Genomic DNA, 20,207 nt, shown 5'->3' with positions numbered 1-20,207 from the left:
GGCTCCCTTAACCCTGGATAATCAGTTCACGACCCACGCGGGCTTCGATTTTGCAGTACTTCCACAGCTTGCTGCCGCCGTCGCCGACCGGGGTGGTGCGGAACAGGTTGCAAACCGCCGCCACGTTTTCCAGCGCCTGCGCGTCCGCCAGCACGTAGGTGGTCCACGGCGCGGTGGTGGACGGCCCGACCATCAGTTGGTCGTCGTCCATGTTGCCGATTACCGTGATCCCCGGGGTCTCTTCCATCCCTTTCATCATCACGCCGAAAGCGGCCCATACCTGTTTGGCTTCGGCCTGGCTGGCGTCAAAAAAGTTCTGGTTCACGCCGATGCAAAACAGCACGCGCAGTGTGGTTGATTGGCTCATTGGTTGCTCCTTAGGTTAAAAATTACAGGTAACCGGGCATCGGTTTACCGCCGAAAAAGACCGTACCGGCGTTGAGGTACGAGAGGTCGCCCATAAAGGCGTGTTGGGTAATCACCATCGTGTCGCGGACGTAGCGCTGCAGCGGGCTGGTCATGGTGACGCCACCCATGCCGTTTAGCGCCAGCGCCTGGCGCGCCACATCGGCAGCGACACGGGTCACGTGGGTTGAGGAAAGTCGTAAGGCGTTGATCTGCGCGCAGTCCGCATCATCGCCTCTGAGCAGTTGCTGCCAGACATCGTCGATAGCGTCATAGAACCAGGCGCGGGCGGATCGCAGGTCAGCCTCGCAGCGGGCAATTTGCATCTGCGCCTGCGGGCGGTCGGCCAGACGCGGTGCGCCGGTGACCGACTGCTGGCGATGAGCAATGGCATAAATTTCGTTGAGCGCCGCGCGGGCCACGCCGAGCGCCACCACAGAAAGCACCTGAGTGGCTAACGAGAGCACCGGGTAGCGGTACAGCGGGCCTTCGAGGTTCAAGGCGCCGCCGCGAATAAAGGTCCAATCCTGTGGCACAAACACGTCGTCCACCAGCAGGTCATGGCTGCCGGTTCCGGCAAGGCCTACGGTGTCCCATACCGGGTCAATCTGCACGCTGGCGCGGGGCAGCACCGCCATGCGCGGCAGCGCCTGGTCGCCGTCGGGCAGAATACCCACGCCCAGCACCGACGCGCCCATGCTGCCGCTGGCAAAACTCCAGCGTCCGCTGACGCGATAACCACCGTCGGCCTGTCGCGCTTTTTGTGTCGGGAAAATCCCGCCGGCAAAGACCACGTCCGGGCCGTCACGATAAAGTGCTTTTAACGTTTCTACCGGCAGCGCACCGAGGTAAAACGGGCTCATGCCGAAGCTCGCCACCCAGCCTGCGGAACCGTCCGCGGTGGCAATCTGCTCAATCAGCTCGCAGAACTCCGCCGGAGTGCACTCGTCGCCGCCGTAGATTTTTGGCACCAGCGCACGATACACGCCCGCCTGTTTAAAACCGGTAATGATGTCGTCGGAAATATGGCGTTGATGCTCAAAATCGGTGCTGCGCGCGCTCACTTCGCTCAGCAGCGGAACCAGCGATTCACGAACCTGGATGGCAGACATGGTTTTCTCCATAATTTTTATAGGCAGCCGTTCGCAGAGCGAACGAGGCCGCAATGAGTCGAACTCACTGAGTCATCAGGGAAAAGGTAAAACGGGTTGGCTTAGCGGCGTTGTCGCGCCGTGAGCCATTCGGCGGCCTGTACCAGCAACCCTTCGGCGCCTTTGCGGGCCACCAGTTGCAGGGCAACCGGGCGGCCATCAAGCGTGCCCGCAGGTAGCGTGAGCGCCGGATGTCCGCTGAGGTTAAACGGCCTCACCAGCCGAGTCAGGTTGACCACGCTGAGTGGGTCTTTCGCCTCGTCAAGCGTGGGCGGCAATTCTGGCAACGTCGCCAGCGCCACCAGCGGCGTGATAGCCAGCAGCGCATCCACGTCGTCGCTGAAGCGCTGGCGCACTTTTTCCGCCTCTGCCAGCGCATCGGCGCTGACGTTAGCCCCGGCACGAATGCGGGTTGCCACATCGGCAGAGACGGTGTTTGTCGCCAGCAGCGCGCTGAAGGCCTGCCAGTTTTCATGGCTGATAATGGCCATACCCGCAAGATGGGCATCGGTAAGCGTTGAGAGTTCGCCCTGCTCTGGCTGCACGTCCGCTTCGGCAAGGAAACGCAGCAGCGCGGCATCAATTTCCGGCAGCGCCGCCGGGATAAAGGTGATGGCTGGTAGCGCCTCCAGCGGGGATTCGACGACTATGTGCAGACGGTTCAGCGCCTGACGGAGCGTGCCTGCATCGCGGGTAAACAGACCGACGCTGTCAAGCGAGCTGTCGGCGGGCATCACGCCGTGTCGGCTCAGCACGCCATAGCCGGGCTTCAGCCCCAGAACGCCGCAGCAGGCTGCTGGCATGCGTACCGAGCCGCCGGTATCGGTGCCGAGCGCAAAATCGACCTCGCCCGCCGCCACGACCGCTGCCGAACCGCTAGAAGAACCGCCGGGAATAAGCGACGGGAAATGAGGATTCACCGGGGTGCCGCTCCAGGGGTTTACCCCGGTCACGCCAAACGCCAGTTCGTGTAACGTGGTTTTTCCTGACAGCACGCAGCCGTTTGCCAGCAAGGTAGCAACGACGATTGCATGCTGCGCGGCGACTGGCGTATCCGCCAGCGCCTGACAACCGGCCTGGGTGCGGAATCCCGCCACGTCCAGGGTGTCTTTGACGGCAAAGCTCAGGTCACCCTCGCCGAGGATGAACCGTTCGATAAACCCATTGCTCTCACAAACTGGCTTCATGATTAACACCTTAACCAGAAAAAATGAATCATATTCAGGCGCGCAGTCGTTGCTGCTTTTTTGCCCTGACCGATGTGTAATCACTATGGAATATTTAGATGAAAATTCAAGTAAATTTTCACGTTAAATTTACTGCAAAATAACAATTAATTAACCTTTTATTGATAAGGGTTAATCGCGCAGTTTGATGAATTACAAAGCAAAATGGCGAATACAGGCGGGCGCTGCCGTTGGCGATGAGGCCAACGGCAGTCATAAAAAAAGAGTTTATTTACAGTGAGTTATGATAATTTTCTACGCGGGTCACAATTTTGTCATTGTGTCGTATTGCGGCTACAGTTCGTTAAGATTATCCAGCACTTTCGACAGCGACTGGTTCATTTTCTCCACCTGACTTACGCTCATCCCCTTAAAGCCTTTGTCGAAAATTTTACCCACCAGCGGCATCGCTTCCGCCACTTTTTGCTGGCCCGCTTCGGTCAGCATCACCACCGTTACCCGCGCATCGCTGGCGCTATTTGCGGTGGTGACCAGGCCATCTTCGCGCAGTCGGCCCACAATCTTGGTGACCGTCGGCATTTTCGCCAGCGCGTATTCGGAGATTTGCGAAATACTCGCCTCGCCGTACTGGTGCGTTATCATCAACACGCGAAAGCGCGACACGTCGAGCGCAATCTTTTTCAGCGCCACTTCTACGGTTTGGGTGTAACGCGCATAGACGTTAACAATCCAGTAGAACGGAAACTCTTCACGATGAAAGGCGGTATCGTCCGATACTTTTTTTATATGACTCATGCGTTTCCTTACCCCATCAAACCACAGATTTTTCGATTATACCCTGAGTCGTTACGCCCGTCCTGACCCCTTTTCACCCCGAATACCGGCGGCTTAAGAATTAGCGCGACGCAGATCTCATTATGATTCACAAATGCCACACACATAACAATTACGTATCATTTTAACTACGTAAAATTGACATTTGTGATGGCTATTTTCTATACGTTAGCAGCCTGCATCTCGGTACCCATACTAATAAACACAATGTGGAGCTTTTCATGAACGATAGCCCTTCTCTGGGACACAAACGCGACGGGGAGCTTGCCACTCCGCCCCCGGCGCAACGGCCGCTGAACCCTCGCCAACAGGCGGTTATCAATAAGCTTTTCCGCCGCTTAATTGTATTTTTATTCGTGCTGTTCGTTTTCTCCTATCTCGACCGTATTAATATCGGCTTTGCCGGCCTGACCATGGGCAAAGACCTGGGGCTGACCAGTACCATGTTTGGTCTCGCGACAACCCTGTTCTATGTGATGTACGTGGTGTGCGGTATTCCCAGCAACGTCATGCTGACCATCGTCGGCGCCCGCCGCTGGATTGCCATCCTGATGATAGTCTGGGGTATTGCCTCGACCGCCACCCTGTTCGCCACCGGGCCGAACAGCCTGTACGCGCTGCGTATGCTGGTCGGTATCGCCGAAGCGGGCTTCCTGCCCGGTCTGCTCTACTACTTAACCTACTGGTTCCCGGCGCACTATCGCGCTCGCGCCAACGCCCTGTTTATGATTGCCATGCCGGTAACCATGGCGCTGGGGTCACTGGCTTCAGGTTATATTCTCAACATGGACGGCTTGCTGAACCTCAAGGGCTGGCAGTGGCTGTTCCTGCTGGAAGGCTTCCCGTCCGTGCTGCTCGGTCTGGTGGTCTGGTTCTGGCTGGACGACAGCCCGTCGAAAGCCAAATGGTTGACCGACGACGATAAAGCCTGCCTCGAAGAGATGATGGAGGCCGACCGCCAGAACGCGCTGCAAACCCAGAGCGCGATTCAGGCGGCATCGGTGGGTCAAAAGAGCGTACTGCGCGAGCTGATGACGCCGACCATTATGCTCTATACGCTGGCCTATTTTTGCCTGACCAATACGCTGAGCGCCCTGAGCGTCTGGACCCCGCTTATCCTGCGTAGCTTTAACGCTGAGAGCAGCAACGTGACCATCGGCCTGCTCAGCGCTATTCCTCAGGTCTGTACTATTGTCGGGATGATCTGGTGGAGCAAGCGTTCGGACCGCCATAACGAGCGTAAGCTGCACACTTTACTGCCCTATCTTTTCGCCGCGGCGGGCTGGGTTCTCACCGCCACCAGTCCGTACCCGCCGTTGCAGTTTACCGGTATCGTGATGGCCTCGATGGGCGCCTTTGCCGCGATGGTCATTTTCTGGACCACGCCGGACAGAGCGCTTTCCCTGCGCGCCCGTGCGCTGGGCATTGCGGTGATTAACGGCACCGGGATGACCGGCGCGGCGCTCGGCCCGCTGCTGATGGGGCTGATGAAGGACGTGACCGGCAGCTTTAACGCGGGGATCTATATGGTCGCCGGGTTCCTGGTGCTGGGCGCGGTGATTATCGCGTTTATTCCGATGAAGGCGACGCAGCGTCAATCAGCCACGGCCGGTGCCGCCCCGGAGTCGGCGTAAACGCCTCGTCCGGGCTACAAGAAACCATCCCGTAGCCCGGCCGAGCAAAGCGACGCCGGGAAGGCTGATTCCCGTCAGAAGGTGTAGCTCGCCCCGAGCTGCACCGTTCTGTCTCGACCAATCCAGCAGTTGGTGCTGTCATAGCAGGTCAACGTTTCTTTGTTGGTCAGGTTTTGCGCGCTGGCTTTCAGCATCAACCCAGCCAGACTGCTGTCCACCGCCGACATATCGTAAGAGAGCGACATATCGTACTGCGTGGTGCCACCGAGTTTGCCAGCCGTATTATCCGGCGCAATCTCCATTGGCCCGGTATAGCGCACCCCGGCCCCTACCGTCAGCCCGCGCACCAGACTTTGATCGAAGGTGTAGTCTCCCCACAGGTTAAACGCGTTTTCCGGAACCTGCGTCGGACGTTTACCCTGATAGGTTTCATCTTCGGTATTAATGGCGTGCGTATAGGCGTAGTTGGCGATCAGGTTGATGTTATCGGTTGGTCGGCTAATGGCCGACAGCTCCGCACCGTTTGATTCAATCTCCCCCGTCTGATGGTAATTCCAGCTCGGGTCCAGGCTCAGCACGTTTTTCTGCTTAATGTTAAACACCGAGGCGGTGAAGGTGGTGGCATATTCCGCCAGCAGGTACTTCACGCCGCCCTCCACCTGTTTACTGGTGGTCGGTTTCACCTGATCGGCCGTCAGGTTACGCGCCGGTGATACCGGTTTAAATCCTTCGGAATAGCTGATAAACGGCGAAATACCGTTATCAAAGGCGTACAGCGCCCCCAGTCGTTTCGTTACTCTATCCTGAGAAATCCACGTTTTCTGGTCAGCGTTAAGATAATCGGTAGTGGCAGATTGGTACTCATCGTAGCGCAGACTTGCCAGCAGATTCAGACCGCCAAACTCAACCTGGTCCTGAAGGTAGTACCCTTTCTGGTTGTAGGAGAGACGGTTTTTCTGGGCTGTATACAGCCCCAGCGCATCTTCATTGACCAGGCCGAAATCCGGATTGCGCATATCAATACCCGGCGTTGTAGACGCGGGAGCATAACGATAGTGGTAATGCGAGTTCAGCTTCTGGTAGTCAAACCCAGCCAACAGATGGTGCTGCCAATCACCGAAGGTGAAGGTGCGCGTCACCTGGTTATCAATATTGAAGCTATGCAGGTCTTCATCCGTGGTGTACGCAAAACGGTCTAACTCATAAACGGGATTGCCCGCATTCCCCGTTGAGTAAATGCTCTTCTGGTGAGTGTCGATATCGAAGTAGCGTGCCTTCTGCGCAATGCCCCAGCCGCTATCAAATTCGTGCTCAAAGCTGTAGCCCACCATCCACTGTCGCTGCTTAAAACCGTTCCATTTATCGCCAGCATAATCGCGCTTATCAGCATAGTTTGAGCGCAGATAAGAGAGCGGCAGCGGGTTCGACGGCGTCAGGCTTGGCGTGTTTTGCGCCAGCGCATCAATAGTCAGCCGGGTTTTATCACTCGGTTGCCAGGTGACGCTCGGCGCAACCAGATAATCCTCGGTGCGGGAGGTGTGCGGCTGATCGTCGCCTTCCGTCGCCTTGCCCAGCAGGCGGTAACTCCAGTCGCTGTCGGCAATGCGCCCGGTGGAATCGAGGTAGCCCTCTTTCAAATTACGAGTACCGGTATTAAAGCCCACTTCGGTACGCGGCGTAGTCTGTGGTTTTTTGCCCTGAATGTTGACCAGCCCGCCCGGCGAACCGTTGCCGTACAGCACGGAAGAAGGCCCTTTCAGAATGTCGACGCTCTCAATCAGCAGCGGATCGATACGCGCTTTGGTATTGCCGGTGACGTTATAAGGCAATTGCAGACCGTTATAGAACTCGTTATCGACGGTAAAACCGCGGATTTTATATTCGCTCATATAGGTGGTACTGCCGCGAGACTCGGTTGATACACCCGGCGCATAGCGCAGGATCTCATTCACCGAGGTGGCATGGCGTTCGCTGATTTCATGCTGGCTGATGGTGTTAATCACCTGCGGGGTTTTACTCTCGGCCACCGCGGATTTGGTGGCGCTGTTGGTCCATGCTGGCAGTTCACTGCTCTCGCCCGACCCGGTGACGACCATCGTGGTTTCATTTTTATCAGCCCAGGCCGACGTGGAGAGCGCAACGGCAATCATCCCTGAAAGCGTACAACGACGAAAAACGGTTTTTTTCATTTTATAGGTGAACTCAAAACGCACAAAGAACGATAATTATTATCATTTGTGTTTTTAGTTCAACATAAAAATGCAGGCAACGATAAAAAGTGGAAAAACACGCGGGGGATAAAACGAAGAACGGCCCCTTGCGGGGCCGTTGAGAGACATTATTCGCGGCGAATCAGGCGGAAAACCACCAGCACAACGATGGCACCGACTACGGCAACCAGGAAGCTGTGCAGGTTAAACCCGGTGACGCTGCCGCCGAGGCCAAACGTGGTCGCTAACCAGCCGCCCACAACCGCACCGACTATCCCCAGAATACAGGTGAGGATGAATCCACCCCCATCGCGCCCCGGCATAATCAGTTTGGCAATAACACCGGCAATCAGACCAAAAATAATCCAGGTAATAATACCCATTTTTCCCACCTCTTCAGTTCCATTAAACAGCCATAAAAGCGCCGACATTCTGCGCCGCTAATACTTCAAGTATAGGTAATTGTTCTTAAAAAACCTGGAAAGGCGATGATATTTTATACGGATAAATACGAATTTTGACGTAAGCACTGTCTTAAGTGCTTTGGTCAGCCTAAAGCTGCGAAGATGTTAAATATTTTCATTTGGGCGCTGAAGTTATAGATTGCTACGCCGATACATAATTAAGCCTCTGCCATTCAGGAGCCATTCCACGTGAGTGAGCACAACACACAGTTTCTAAAGCAAAACCCATTAGCTGTATTAAGTATTCTGCGCGATCTTCAGCAGGCTAACGCCGCGCTGCGCGTCAGCTGGTCGTCCCGACAGTTTATTAGCCGTATTCTTGATGCCAGCCAGCAGCGGCTGGTGATTGATTTTGGCAGTCGGGAGGAAGATAACATTGCGGCCAGAACGGCAAAAAATATCACCATCGTCGCCGAAACCAACGGTGCCAAAATTGAATTCACGGTACCAGCGATGGCGGTCGAGGATTATCAGAACTTGCCGGCTTTCGTGATGCCTACGCCTGCGGCAGTCTGGTTTATCCAGCGTCGGGAGTTTTTCCGCATTCCTGCTCCGCTGCATCCGCCCTATTTCGGCAAAGCCACGTTACCGGATAAAAGCACGCTGCGCTTTCGTCTGTACGATCTTTCGCTCGGCGGTATGGGGGCGTTGCTGGATGCGCCAGCACCGGATGGATTAGTTCCGGGTATGCAACTTAACGAGATTGAGCTGGATATGGCGCAGTGGGGGCGCTTTCGCTTTGATGCGCAGCTGTTGGGAATTAGCGAGCGCAAAGTGGTGGATAGCAAGAACGAAACCATCGTCACGCCGCGCTTAAGCTTCCGTTTTCTGCATATGAATCCGGTGCTTGAGCGCTCGCTCCAGCGCATTATCTTTGCACTGGAGCGTGAAGCGCGCGAACGGGCGAATAACGTCCGCTGATTACATGGCGTCCATCGCTTTCTGAACCTTCCAGATATAACGGGGCGCTTGCGGTGCAGGGTGATTCTTCACGACGTGCTGGAAGAACTCATCCTTATCCATGTCGTTAATTTCGGCAATCGCCTTTTTACGATCCGATGAGAAGGTACGCAGCAGCGCGCCGGCACCGTTAGCATAGGAGACCACCAGCGCATACTGCATCACTTCCGGATCGTTTATCCCAGCAAGCGAACCATGTTCGAGAATGCTCAGATAAGCGGCTCCCATGGAAATATTCCGCTCCGGGTTTTTCAGTTCGCTGGTCGACGGTTGTCCACTCCAGCCCATGTAACGATAAACATCCAGACCAGACGTAGAGGCTTTAAGCTGCATCAGCCCTACCGCGTTTGATTTACTGACAAGCGACGGATTGCCGCCTGACTCCACGGCGATAATCGCCGTCAGCAGACGCGGGCTTACGCCCCATGCCGCACCGGCTTTTTCACTGATTGGCATCCACTGCATTGCGCGCTTCACCGGCACTTCGGGGTTCCAGGGTGGGTTGCGATAATCCGATTGGTGAGAAGAACATCCAGCAAGTAATACAATTAAAAAAGCAAACCATCTCAATTTCACGCATCTATCCTTTTAGCTGAACTTTGCCGCCGTTAATGACAACCATGGGCTCAGGCGGCATGATACTCGTTTCATTCTCTGCAAGGAAATGCCATGTCTCAGTTTCATCTCGTCGCCCCTTCCGGTTATTGCATCAATCAGTCCGCCGCGCAGTGCGGGGTCAAGCGATTAGAAGAGGCCGGGCATCGGGTGAATAACCAGCAGGTTATCACTCGTCGCGACCGCCGTTTTGCCGGAACGGAAGCGGAACGTCTGCACGATATCAACGCGTTGGCATCCCTCAAAGAGAAGAATCAGATAGTGCTGGCAGTACGCGGCGGCTATGGTGCCAGCCGTTTGCTGGATACCATTGACTGGCAGGCACTGGCAGCCCGCCAGCGGCAAGATCCGCTACTTATCTGCGGCCATAGCGACTTCACCGCCATTCAGTCCGGTCTGCTGGCAAAAGGCAACGTGATTACCTTCAGCGGCCCGATGCTGGCCGGAAACTTCGGCGCGGAAACCCTGAATGCGTTTACCGAACAGCACTTCTGGCGCGCCCTGCGTCAACCACGCTATAGCGTTGAGTGGAACGGCGATGGCCCGGTATGCGATGAACAAGGGACGCTGTGGGGCGGCAATCTGGCGATGCTCGTGTCACTGATTGGCACGCCGTGGATGCCGGATATTGAAGGCGGCATTCTGGTGCTGGAGGATATCAACGAACATCCTTTCCGCGTCGAACGCATGCTATTACAGCTGCTTTATGCGGGCATTCTGCCGCGCCAGCGCGCCATTGTATTAGGGAGTTTTACCGGCGCGACGCCGAACGACTACGACGCCGGATATTCCCTTGAGTCGATGTATGAGTACCTCCGTTCACGGCTGTCTATTCCGGTCATCACCGGCCTCGACTTTGGCCATGAACAGCGCACGGTGACGCTGGCGCTTGGCGCGCAGGCACAGTTGGCCCACGCCGACGGGCAATCCCGGCTGACGATAACCGGTCATCCTGTATTAGTTGAATAAAAAACAATAATCACCGTTTATTAGTCCAATGTTCGCGCCGCAATTATGGTAACGTTTTGTAACTAGCTTGTACGTTATCGGGGAGTGCGTGAACATTGGACGCCACGGCAGTCATTAGTCTCTTTATTTTGGGTTCGGTCTTAGTAACCTGCAGTATTCTCTTAAGCTCATTTTCTTCCCGTCTCGGTATCCCTATTCTGGTTATCTTTTTAGCCATCGGCATGCTGGCGGGCGTCGACGGCATCGGCGGCATCCCCTTCGATAACTACCCTTTCGCCTATATGGTCAGTAACCTGGCGCTGGCGGTTATCCTGCTTGATGGCGGGATGCGCACCCAGGCGAGCTCCTTTCGCGTCGCTTTAGGCCCGGCGCTGTCGCTGGCAACCGTTGGCGTTCTGATAACCTCCGGGCTCACCGGGATGATGGCGGCCTGGCTGTTTAACCTCAATCTGATGGATGGGCTGCTGATTGGCGCTATCGTCGGCTCCACCGACGCCGCCGCGGTGTTTTCGCTGCTTGGCGGTAAAGGCCTTAACGAGCGCGTAGGCTCGACCCTGGAGATTGAGTCCGGCAGCAATGATCCGATGGCGGTGTTTCTGACCATCACGCTTATCGAGATGATCCAGCAGCATGAAACCGGGCTGAGCTGGATGTTCCTCGTGCACATTCTCCAACAGTTTGGACTGGGGATTATTATTGGCATCGGCGGCGGTTACCTGCTGTTGCAGATGATCAACCGCATCTCCCTGCCCGCCGGGCTCTATCCGCTGCTGGCATTGAGCGGCGGGATCATGATTTTTGCCGTCACCACTAAACTCGACGGCAGCGGCATTCTGGCGGTCTACCTGTGCGGTTTCCTGCTCGGCAATCGGCCGATTCGTAACCGCTTTGGCATTCTGCAAAACTTCGATGGCCTTGCCTGGCTGGCGCAGATTGGTATGTTCCTGGTGCTGGGGCTACTGGTAACGCCTTCCGATCTCCTGCCTATTGCCATTCCGGCGCTGCTGCTTTCTATCTGGATGATTTTCGTCGCCCGCCCGCTGTCGGTGTTCGCCGGGCTGCTGCCGTTCCGCGGGTTTAACCTGCGCGAGCGCACGTTTATCAGCTGGGTTGGCCTGCGCGGCGCGGTGCCCATCATTCTGGCGGTATTCCCGATGATGGCCGGGCTCGATAACGCCCGCCTGTTCTTTAACGTCGCCTTCTTCGTGGTGCTGGTATCGCTGCTGTTGCAGGGGACGTCGCTCTCCTGGGCGGCGAAGAAGGCCAAAGTCGTGGTGCCGCCGGTCGGCTGGCCGATTTCCCGCGTGGGTCTGGATATTCATCCGGAGAATCCGTGGGAACAGTTTGTGTATCAACTTAGCGCCGAAAAGTGGTGCGTGGGGGCGGCCCTGCGCGACCTGCATATGCCGCCGGAAACGCGTATTGCCGCGCTGTTCCGCGATAACGTGATGCTCCACCCGACCGGCAGCACGCGCCTGCGTGAAAACGATATTCTGTGCGTGATTGGTCGTGAACGTGACCTGCCGTCGCTCGGCAAAATGTTCAGCCAGTCGCCGCCGGTCGCGCTGGATCAAAGCTTCTTTGGTGATTTTATTCTGGAAGCCGGGGCGAAGTTTGCCGACGTTGCCATGATTTATGGTCTGGACGGCGGTGAAGAGTTCCGCGATAACCAGCAATCGCTAGGGGACATTGTCGAACACCTGTTAGGCGCAGCACCGGTTGTGGGTGACCAGGTGGAGTTTGCCGGTATGGTGTGGACGGTGGCCGAGAAAGAGGAAAATCAGGTGCTGAAGGTTGGCGTGCGGGTCGCTGAGGAAGAGTCGGAGTAGTTTGTTGTGCCGGATGGCGCTGCGCTTATCCGGCCTACATGCCCGGTGAGCGAAGCGCCACCGGGCAATGGTATAAAAGTTACACTGTCACAACTGGCACGCGCGGCGCCAGAGCACACATAAGCTCATAACCGACGGTTCCCGCGCTGGCGGCCACTTCATCAATCTTGATCTCCTGCCCCCACAGCTCAACGGCGGTACCAATTCCGGCCTGCGGACACGGCGTTAAATCCACCGCCAGCATATCCATCGAAATCGCCCCAACGGTGCCGGTACGGATACCGTCCACCAGCACCGGCGTGCCGTTGGCAGCAATGCGCGGATAACCATCAGCATAGCCACAGGCTACGATGCCTATGCGCTGCTCCTCGTTGGCACGATAGCGACTGCCATAACCGACGGCATCGCCGGGCTTCAGATTCTGAATCCCGATTATCTGACTGCTGAGGCTCATGACCGGTTTGAGCCCGGTATTGGCAATATCCTGCCACTGCCCGGACGGTGAAGCGCCGTAGAGCACAATCCCCGGACGCACCCAGTCGAAATGGGTCTCCGGGTGCCAGAGCGTTGCCGCAGAGTTAGCGAGCGAGCGCGGGCACTCCAGCCCTTCGGCGGCCTGTTCAATACGCTGCATCGGCTCGGCTACGCCGTCGGTCAGTTCAGACTGAGCAAAATGTGACATCAGCGTCATCGCCCCGACGTTACTAATGCCCCGTAGCTGCTGCCAGACGGTATGGATGCGCTCCGGCGCAAAGCCGAGGCGGTTCATGCCGCTATTAACCTTAAGGTAGATATCAATCGGCGCATGCAGGCGCGCGTTTTGCAGCGCCTTAATTTGCCAGTTGCTGTGCACGCTGGTGGTCAGCCGGTACTTATCAAAAAGCTCCAGCTCATCGGCGTGGAAAAAGCCTTCCAGCAACAAAATCGGCCCTTTCCAGCCGCGTTCGCGCAGCAAAATGGCCTCTTCAAGATTGAGCATCGCAAAACCGTCGGTTTCCCGCAGCGCATTCCAAATGCGATCCAATCCGTGGCCGTAGGCGTTGGCTTTCACCACCGACCAGACGCGAGCACCGCCCGCCGCGCGGCGGACAATGCCCAGATTCTGCTTCAGCGCCTGCAAATCAATCGTGGCGAGCACGGGACGTGACATGCGTTCTCCTTATTGGTGTGCGCCATGCAAATGCTGAGGATGTGCTGGCGTAAAGCCCGGCGAATAGCGTGCAACGCTAAGATCATCATAGGGGATAGCCGGCATTCGGCCAGACATTAAATCACTCAGCAACTGTCCAGAACCGCAGGACATGGTCCAACCCAGCGTGCCGTGCCCGGTATTGAGCCACAAGTTTTTGAACACGGTTTTGCCCACCACCGGCGTGCCGTCTGGGGTCATCGGGCGCAGGCCGGTCCAGAAGGTAGCCTCTTCGATTTTACCGCCGCGCGGGAAGAGATCGCCCACCACCATTTCCAGCGTTTCGCGACGCGGTTGCAGCAGTTCGGTGTTAAAACCGACGATCTCCGCCATGCCGCCGACGCGGATGCGGTTATCAAATCGGGTAATGGCAATTTTGTAGGTTTCGTCGAGAATGGTCGAGACTGGCGCCCCGCTCTCTTCAACAATCGGAATGGTCAGCGAGTAGCCTTTCAGCGGGTAAACTGGAATATCCACCAGCCCTTTCAGCATGGCGGTAGAGTAAGATCCAAAGGCCATCACATAGGCATCGGCTTTCACCAGCTCATCGCCGCATTTTACGCCGACGATGCGGTCCCCTTCCTGAATCAGACTGTCGACCGGAGTATTAAAGCGGAACTGTACGCCCGCCTGTTCGGCCATTTTCGCCAGGCGCTGGGTGAAAAGCTGGCAGTCGCCGGTTTCATCGTTTGGCAGGCGCAGCCCGCCGGTCAGCTTGTGGGCCACTTCCGCCAGCGCCGGTTCAACTTCCGCCAGTCGCGAGGCTTCCAGCAGTTGATACGGAACACCCGCATCTTCCAGCACCGCGATATCGCGAGTAGCATTTTCATACTGTTGTTCGGTACGGAACAGCTGCAGCGTGCCTCCCTGACGCCCTTCATAAGCAATACCGGTGGTTTCACGTAGCGTCTTCAGGCAGTCGCGGCTGTACTCGGCAAGCCGCACCATCCGACCTTTGTTTTCCATATAGTGGCGGGTGTCGCAGTTGCGCAGCATCTGCCACATCCACTTCAGCTGAAAACCGGTGCCGTCCAGACGAATTGCCAGCGGCGCATGGCGCTGGAACATCCACTTAATCGCCTTCAGCGGCACACCAGGTGCTGCCCAGGGTGCCGCATACCCCGGCGAAATTTGCCCCGCGTTGGCCGCGCTGGTTTCCAGCGCCGGACCGGCTTCCCTGTCAATTACCGTAACCTGATGCCCCGCCTGACTTAAATACCAGGCGCTGGTTACGCCAACCACGCCACTTCCCAGTATGACAATGTGCATAGCCACTCCAGAATGAGTAAAAGAACAATCTTCTAATTACAAATTGATAACCCAGATGAAAATATTATTCAACATATGCTTTTTTTATGGTGACTTACCTCACAGAGTGCCCATTACACGGGGTGGCGGAGAATTTGACATCTCCTGCTACCCTCTATTTTTTGTCAGCATTAAATTCTGCAAAATTGAAAAATAGTCGCTATCAAAATGAATAAATCATGAAGAAAAGAAATGCCGCTTGTTACAGAATTTCTGCGGTGTTCTATTCTTGAAGAGAGGCTCTCCAGACAGAGAGAGTCGCCAACAATGAGGGCGCGCTAATGGCTACGATTGACTCGATGAATAAGGACACCACTCGTCTGAGCGATGGACCCGATTGGACGTTTCCGCTGCTCGAAACCTACCTGGCAGAGATCGACCGGGTAGCGAAGCTGTATCGGCTGGACACCTATCCACACCAGATTGAAGTCATCACCTCCGAGCAGATGATGGACGCTTACTCCAGCGTCGGGATGCCGATTAACTACACCCACTGGTCGTTTGGCAAAAAATTTATTGAGACCGAGCGCGGCTATAAGCACGGACAACAGGGGCTGGCCTACGAAATAGTCATCAACTCCAACCCGTGTATCGCCTATCTGATGGAGGAGAACACCGTCACCATGCAGGCGCTGGTGATGGCGCACGCCTGCTATGGCCACAACTCCTTCTTTAAAAATAACTATCTATTCCGTAGCTGGACCGATGCCAGCTCTATCGTCGACTATCTGCTGTTCGCCCGCAAATACATTGCCGACTGCGAAGAACGCTATGGCGTGGACGAGGTGGAGCGTCTGCTCGACTCTTGTCACGCGCTGATGAACTACGGGGTAGACCGCTACAAACGACCATCCAAAATCTCCATGCAGGAAGAGAAAGCGCGGCAGAAGAGCCGTGAAGAGTATCTGCAAAGCCAGGTGAATATGCTGTGGCGCACCCTGCCGAAACGCGATGAAGAGAAAGCCATCGAGTCTGCCCACCGCTATCCGTCCGAGCCGCAGGAAAATCTGCTCTACTTTATGGAGAAAAACGCCCCGCTGCTGGAGTCTTGGCAGCGTGAGATCCTGCGCATCGTGCGCAAGGTCAGCCAGTATTTTTATCCGCAGAAGCAGACCCAGGTGATGAACGAAGGCTGGGCCACCTTCTGGCACTACACCATCCTTAACCATCTGTACGATGAAGGAAAAGTGACCGAACGCTTTATGCTCGAGTTCCTGCACAGCCATACCAACGTGGTGTACCAGCCGCCGTACAACAGCCCGTGGTACAGCGGAATTAACCCATATGCGCTGGGCTTTGCCATGTTCCAGGATATTAAGCGCATCTGCCAGAATCCGACCGAGGAAGATAAGTACTGGTTCCCGGATATCGCGGGCTCCGACTGGCTCACTACCCTGCACTTCGCGATGCGTGATTTTAAAGACGAGAGCTTTATCAGCCAGTTCTTGTCACCGAAGATCATGCGCGATTTCCGTCTGTTCACGGTGCTGGATGACGATCGTAATAACTATCTGGAAATTTCGGCTATCCATAATGAGGAGGGGTATCGGGAGATTCGTTCGCAGCTTTCGTCCCAGTACAACCTCAGCAATCTGGAGCCGAATATTCAGGTGTGGAACGTGGATCTTCGCGGCGACCGTTCGCTGACGCTGCGCTATGTGCCGCATAACCGCGCGCCGCTGGATAAGGGGCGTCGTGAGGTGCTTAAGCATGTGCATCGTCTGTGGGGGTTTGATGTGCATCTGGAGCAGCAGAATGCGGATGGTAGCGTGGAGTTGCTGGAGCGTTGCCCGCCGCGGCCAAACGCGCTGTAACCTATCATGGTAGCCCGGATGAGGTGCGATGCACCGACTCCGGGGAACTCGGATTCGCAATTACTTTTGTGGATTCATCACCTGGTTGCGCTCTCTTCCAGCTCTTGCCATATAAATTGCGTGGGCGCAGAGAGCGCGCAAGGGGCGGCCAATCGCCGCCGCCTGCACCCGTGCGGTCTTTCAGTTAACAGCAAAAGAACCAACGTTACTGGAACCAGTACAAATGCTTCTGGAACGGCGAGTCCCCGCTGGAAATCGGCGAGCCGTAGCACGAAAGACAAGGTCAATCTGCCAGGGATGGCGGATTGAGGCGAACCGAGACAGGATGTCGAGTTTCGCCGTGCCGCAGGCTGGAGTCGTAGGCGAGCGTAGTGCGAAGCACCGATTTCCCTGCGAGGCCGCGGGGATTGCGAAGGGGTGCGCGGCTGCACCCCTTGGCCCGTTCACCGGTGAAGGGACTTCATATTCCACCCAACGTAAAGTGAACGGAACCCTTCACCAATACAAAGATAACGAAACCTTTCACCAATGCAAAGTGAACGGAACCAACGCACTCCATAAAACAGATAACTACCGGCTATGAATCGCCAAATCCCCCGGCAACGTCTTCTGCATACGATGCCAGATCTCACCGCTGTCATGACCATAGCTACGCACCGTCTCATACACCTTATCGTGCGCGCCCTGCTCACACAGTTCCGCCAGCTTATGATAGAAACCGAGCGCCAGACTACGCGCTTCCGGGCTAGAGAAATAATGACGCCCCAGGCGCGTATACAGCCCCTTCATCCCGTTAAGAATCAGCCCATAGATAGGGTTACCGGAAGCGAATGCCAGACCGCGAAACACACCGTAGTCAAGTTCGGCAAACGCATCAGCGTAGTCTTCGACTTCACGTGTCGCGGCCAGCACTTCCAGCGCTTTTTCCGGGTGCTGACGGAAAGCGGTACGGATATAAATGGTCGCGATATTGGTACGCACGGACAGCAGATTATCAATCAGTTGCGGTACGCTATCGTGATCGAGACGCGCCAGCGTTTCCAGAATGTTGAGACCTGACGTTTCCCAGAAGTTATTCACTTTCGTCGGCTTACCGTGCTGAATAGTCAACCAGCCATCACGAGCCAGACGCTGCAACACTTCACGTAAGGTGGTGCGAGTCACACCAATTAATTCAGAGAGTTCACGTTCAGCGGGAAGAATAGACCCTGGAGGAAAACGGTTATTCCAGATGCTTTCTACAATATACTCTTCCGCGAAACCCGCCGGGCTTTGCGCCTTAATGACCATAGTAAAAATTCCATTACACAGCGTTGCAATTGGACTCATCATACCAGAGGCAACATAGTGCAGGTAGCAGGACAAATGAATTAAAAAGGGATCGCCGTTTCATTTTTCACATTTCTTTGTCGTAGTGGAAAGTACCCACAAAGGCTGAATTCTGGAAGTAGCACTGATTTAGTGGTAAAAAATGACATCTTTTCGGGAGGAAAACGGTTGTTATGGAAATCTCTTACGGTCGCGCGCTATGGCGTAACTTTCTTGGCCAGTCGCCGGACTGGTACAAACTGCTGCTGATTATTTTCTTAGTCATCAATCCGCTGGTATTTTTAATTAATCCATTTGTCGCCGGATGGCTGTTGGTCGTGGAGTTTATCTTCACTCTCGCGATGGCGCTGAAGTGCTACCCGCTGATCCCTGGCGGGCTGCTGGCGATTGAATCGGTGTTTATCGGCATGACCTCCGCTAACCACGTGCGTGATGAGATTGCGGCCAACCTCGAAGTGCTACTGTTGCTGATCTTTATGGTCGCCGGCATCTATTTTATGAAGCAGCTTCTGCTGTTTATCTTCACCCGTCTTTTGCTCTCCATTCGCAGCAAGCGCCTGCTATCGCTGGCGTTCTGTCTGGCCGCCGCATTTCTGTCAGCGTTCCTTGATGCGCTGACGGTAGTGGCGGTGATTATCAGCGTCGCCGTTGGTTTTTATAGCATCTACCACCAGGTGGCATCATCGCGCCCCGACGATGACGACCTGCTCGACGACAGCCATATCGACAAGCATAACCGCATCGTGCTTGAACAGTTCCGCGCCTTCTTACGCAGTCTGATGATGCATGCGGGCGTCGGTACGGCGCTCGGCGGCGTGATGACGATGGTCGGCGAGCCACAGAACCTGATCATTGCTAAAGTCGCTGGTTGGCATTTCGGTGAGTTTTTCCTGCGCATGTCACCGGTTACCGTGCCGGTGTTTATCTGCGGGCTACTGACCTGCTGGCTGCTGGAGAAATGCAAAGTATTTGGCTATGGCGCCGAACTGCCGGAGCCGGTGCGTAAAATCCTGTACGACTTTGATGAACGCAGCCGCGTACAACGCTCAAAGCAAGAGAATATGCGGCTGATCGTGCAGGGCGTCATCGGCGTCTGGCTGGTGCTGGCGCTGGCGTTACACCTGGCTGAGGTTGGGCTGATTGGCCTGTCGGTGATTATCTTCGCCACCTCATTTACCGGCATTACCGACGAACACGCTATTGGTAAAGCCTTCACCGAAGCGCTGCCCTTCACCGCCTTGCTGACGGTCTTCTTCGCCGTCGTCGCGGTCATTATTGACCAGCACCTCTTTGCGCCCATTATTGACTTTGTGCTCCAGGCTTCACCGCATGCCCAGCGCTCGCTGTTCTATGTCTTTAACGGCGTTCTGTCGTCTATCTCAGATAACGTGTTTGTCGGTACCGTTTATATCAACGAAGCCAAAGCCGCGCTGGATAACGGTGCTATCAGCCTGCCACAGTTCGAACTGCTGGCGGTGGCCATCAACACCGGCACCAACCTGCCGTCGGTAGCGACGCCAAACGGTCAGGCAGCCTTCCTGTTCCTGCTCACCTCAGCGCTGGCACCGCTGATTCGCCTCTCCTACGGACGCATGGTGTGGATGGCGCTGCCGTATACGATAGTCCTGACGCTGGTAGGTCTGCTGTGCGTTGAATTCACGCTGCAGCCGTCGATAGACTGGATGATGAGTAATGGGTTATTAGTTTTGCCTAAGTAACGACTTAATAACGTCCAATGATTATCGCCCGACAAACTTTGTTCGGGCGTTGACTCGTTATTTATGAATAATTACGTATAGCCGGATGGCACAGCTATCGTTTTCGTTTACACTGCGCTTTCAAAGCACGTTCCAGGGAAATGTATATGTTGCGATATTTAAACCAGAGCTCACGTGGCCGCAGTGCCTGGTTATTACTGGCGTTAACCGCTTTTGCGCTTGAGTTAGTGGCATTATGGTTCCAGCACGTGATGTTATTAAAACCGTGCGTACTGTGTATTTACGAGCGTTGTGCGCTGTTTGGGATTATGGGCGCGGGGCTGGTGGGTGCCATCGCACCGAAAAGTCCGTTACGCTATGTTGCCCTGCTTATCTGGCTGTACAGCGCTTTCAGAGGGTTACAGCTGGCGTGGGAACACACCATGATTCAGCTTCACCCGTCGCCGTTTATGACCTGTGATTTTATGGCGCGTTTCCCAAGCTGGCTGCCGCTCGATAAGTGGCTGCCGCAGGTATTTGTCGCGTCAGGTGACTGTTCTGTTCGTCAGTGGGAATTCTTATCGCTGGAGATGCCGCAGTGGCTGGTCGGTA

General features: G+C 55.5%; 17 protein-coding genes and 1 pseudogene. 7 read left to right on the top strand and 11 right to left on the bottom strand.

What is annotated here, in order from left to right; all coding sequences use genetic code 11:
• Positions 1-7 precede the first annotated feature (7 nt).
• The 4 genes from GKAS_RS08765 to GKAS_RS08750 all read right to left on the bottom strand — a co-directional run bounded on the left by GKAS_RS08765 (position 8) and on the right by GKAS_RS08750 (position 3,538).
• Complete coding sequence (locus GKAS_RS08765) at positions 8-367, bottom strand: hypothetical protein (protein ID WP_035893525.1); 360 nt, start codon at positions 365-367, stop codon at positions 8-10.
• Between the two features lie 22 nt (positions 368-389).
• Positions 390-1,517: an acyl-CoA dehydrogenase family protein gene (locus tag GKAS_RS08760; RefSeq protein ID WP_035893523.1), complete on the bottom strand. Its 1,128-nt coding sequence runs from the start codon at positions 1,515-1,517 to the stop codon at positions 390-392.
• Positions 1,518-1,618: 101 nt separating this feature from the next.
• Positions 1,619-2,743: an amidase gene (locus tag GKAS_RS08755; protein ID WP_035893522.1), complete on the bottom strand. Its 1,125-nt coding sequence runs from the start codon at positions 2,741-2,743 to the stop codon at positions 1,619-1,621.
• A gap of 333 nt (positions 2,744-3,076) precedes the next feature.
• Positions 3,077-3,538 carry a MarR family winged helix-turn-helix transcriptional regulator gene (locus tag GKAS_RS08750; protein ID WP_035893520.1) on the bottom strand — a complete coding sequence of 154 codons (462 nt, stop codon included), beginning with the start codon at positions 3,536-3,538 and terminating at the stop codon, positions 3,077-3,079.
• A gap of 260 nt (positions 3,539-3,798) precedes the next feature.
• Here GKAS_RS08750 and hpaX point away from each other — a divergent pair, with 260 nt between their 5' ends.
• Positions 3,799-5,211: a 4-hydroxyphenylacetate permease gene (gene hpaX / locus GKAS_RS08745; protein ID WP_035893518.1), complete on the top strand. Its 1,413-nt coding sequence runs from the start codon at positions 3,799-3,801 to the stop codon at positions 5,209-5,211.
• Between the two features lie 74 nt (positions 5,212-5,285).
• Here hpaX and GKAS_RS08740 read toward each other — a convergent pair whose 3' ends face one another.
• Positions 5,286-7,400 carry a TonB-dependent siderophore receptor gene (locus tag GKAS_RS08740; protein WP_035893568.1) on the bottom strand — a complete coding sequence of 705 codons (2,115 nt, stop codon included), beginning with the start codon at positions 7,398-7,400 and terminating at the stop codon, positions 5,286-5,288.
• A gap of 149 nt (positions 7,401-7,549) precedes the next feature.
• Positions 7,550-7,804: a GlsB/YeaQ/YmgE family stress response membrane protein gene (locus GKAS_RS08735; RefSeq protein WP_035893566.1), complete on the bottom strand. Its 255-nt coding sequence runs from the start codon at positions 7,802-7,804 to the stop codon at positions 7,550-7,552.
• Between the two features lie 270 nt (positions 7,805-8,074).
• On the opposite strand from GKAS_RS08735, the gene ycgR reads away from it, so the two are divergent.
• On the top strand, positions 8,075-8,806 hold the full coding sequence (gene ycgR / locus GKAS_RS08730; protein ID WP_035893515.1) for a flagellar brake protein YcgR: 732 nt from the start codon (positions 8,075-8,077) through the stop codon (positions 8,804-8,806).
• On the opposite strand, the gene emtA is transcribed toward ycgR, so the two are convergent.
• The gene (gene emtA / locus GKAS_RS08725; RefSeq protein WP_035893513.1) at positions 8,807-9,421 is read right to left on the bottom strand and encodes a membrane-bound lytic murein transglycosylase EmtA; all 615 of its coding nucleotides are present in this window, start codon (positions 9,419-9,421) and stop codon (positions 8,807-8,809) included.
• A 93-nt stretch (positions 9,422-9,514) separates the two neighbouring features.
• Between emtA and ldcA the strand changes: the two genes are divergently transcribed.
• Positions 9,515-10,429 carry a muramoyltetrapeptide carboxypeptidase gene (gene ldcA / locus GKAS_RS08720; protein WP_035893511.1) on the top strand — a complete coding sequence of 305 codons (915 nt, stop codon included), beginning with the start codon at positions 9,515-9,517 and terminating at the stop codon, positions 10,427-10,429.
• A gap of 95 nt (positions 10,430-10,524) precedes the next feature.
• Complete coding sequence (locus tag GKAS_RS08715; RefSeq protein WP_035893509.1) at positions 10,525-12,258, top strand: potassium/proton antiporter; 1,734 nt, start codon at positions 10,525-10,527, stop codon at positions 12,256-12,258.
• Here the strand turns inward: GKAS_RS08715 and GKAS_RS25535 are convergent.
• From GKAS_RS25535 to GKAS_RS08705, 3 genes and pseudogenes are all read right to left on the bottom strand, one after another.
• Positions 12,196-12,327, bottom strand: a pseudogene (locus GKAS_RS25535) (hypothetical protein); the annotation flags it as partial. The gene GKAS_RS08715 and the pseudogene GKAS_RS25535 overlap by 63 nt on opposite strands.
• A 10-nt stretch (positions 12,328-12,337) precedes the next feature.
• On the bottom strand, positions 12,338-13,408 hold the full coding sequence (gene dadX, locus GKAS_RS08710) for a catabolic alanine racemase DadX (RefSeq protein WP_035893507.1): 1,071 nt from the start codon (positions 13,406-13,408) through the stop codon (positions 12,338-12,340).
• Between the two features lie 9 nt (positions 13,409-13,417).
• Positions 13,418-14,716 carry a D-amino acid dehydrogenase gene (locus GKAS_RS08705; protein ID WP_035893504.1) on the bottom strand — a complete coding sequence of 433 codons (1,299 nt, stop codon included), beginning with the start codon at positions 14,714-14,716 and terminating at the stop codon, positions 13,418-13,420.
• 320 nt (positions 14,717-15,036) lie between these two features.
• Here GKAS_RS08705 and GKAS_RS08700 point away from each other — a divergent pair, with 320 nt between their 5' ends.
• The gene (locus tag GKAS_RS08700) at positions 15,037-16,569 is read left to right on the top strand and encodes a SpoVR family protein (RefSeq protein ID WP_035893502.1); all 1,533 of its coding nucleotides are present in this window, start codon (positions 15,037-15,039) and stop codon (positions 16,567-16,569) included.
• 570 nt (positions 16,570-17,139) lie between these two features.
• On the opposite strand, the gene fadR is transcribed toward GKAS_RS08700, so the two are convergent.
• Entirely contained in the window at positions 17,140-17,859 is a 720-nt protein-coding gene (gene fadR, locus GKAS_RS08690; protein ID WP_035893499.1) for a fatty acid metabolism transcriptional regulator FadR, read from the bottom strand.
• Positions 17,860-18,071: 212 nt separating this feature from the next.
• On the opposite strand from fadR, the gene nhaB reads away from it, so the two are divergent.
• On the top strand, positions 18,072-19,616 hold the full coding sequence (gene nhaB / locus GKAS_RS08685) for a Na(+)/H(+) antiporter NhaB (protein ID WP_035893498.1): 1,545 nt from the start codon (positions 18,072-18,074) through the stop codon (positions 19,614-19,616).
• A 146-nt stretch (positions 19,617-19,762) separates the two neighbouring features.
• Positions 19,763-20,207 (top strand): disulfide bond formation protein DsbB (gene dsbB, locus GKAS_RS08680; protein ID WP_035893497.1); only part of this gene is annotated, 445 nt, incomplete at its 3' end.

Source organism: Kluyvera ascorbata ATCC 33433, assembly GCF_000735365.1.
In the GTDB taxonomy this organism is placed as follows: domain Bacteria; phylum Pseudomonadota; class Gammaproteobacteria; order Enterobacterales; family Enterobacteriaceae; genus Kluyvera; species Kluyvera ascorbata.
The sequence above is the reverse complement of the archived record's forward strand: the minus strand, read 5'-3'. Positions and strand labels throughout refer to the sequence as shown.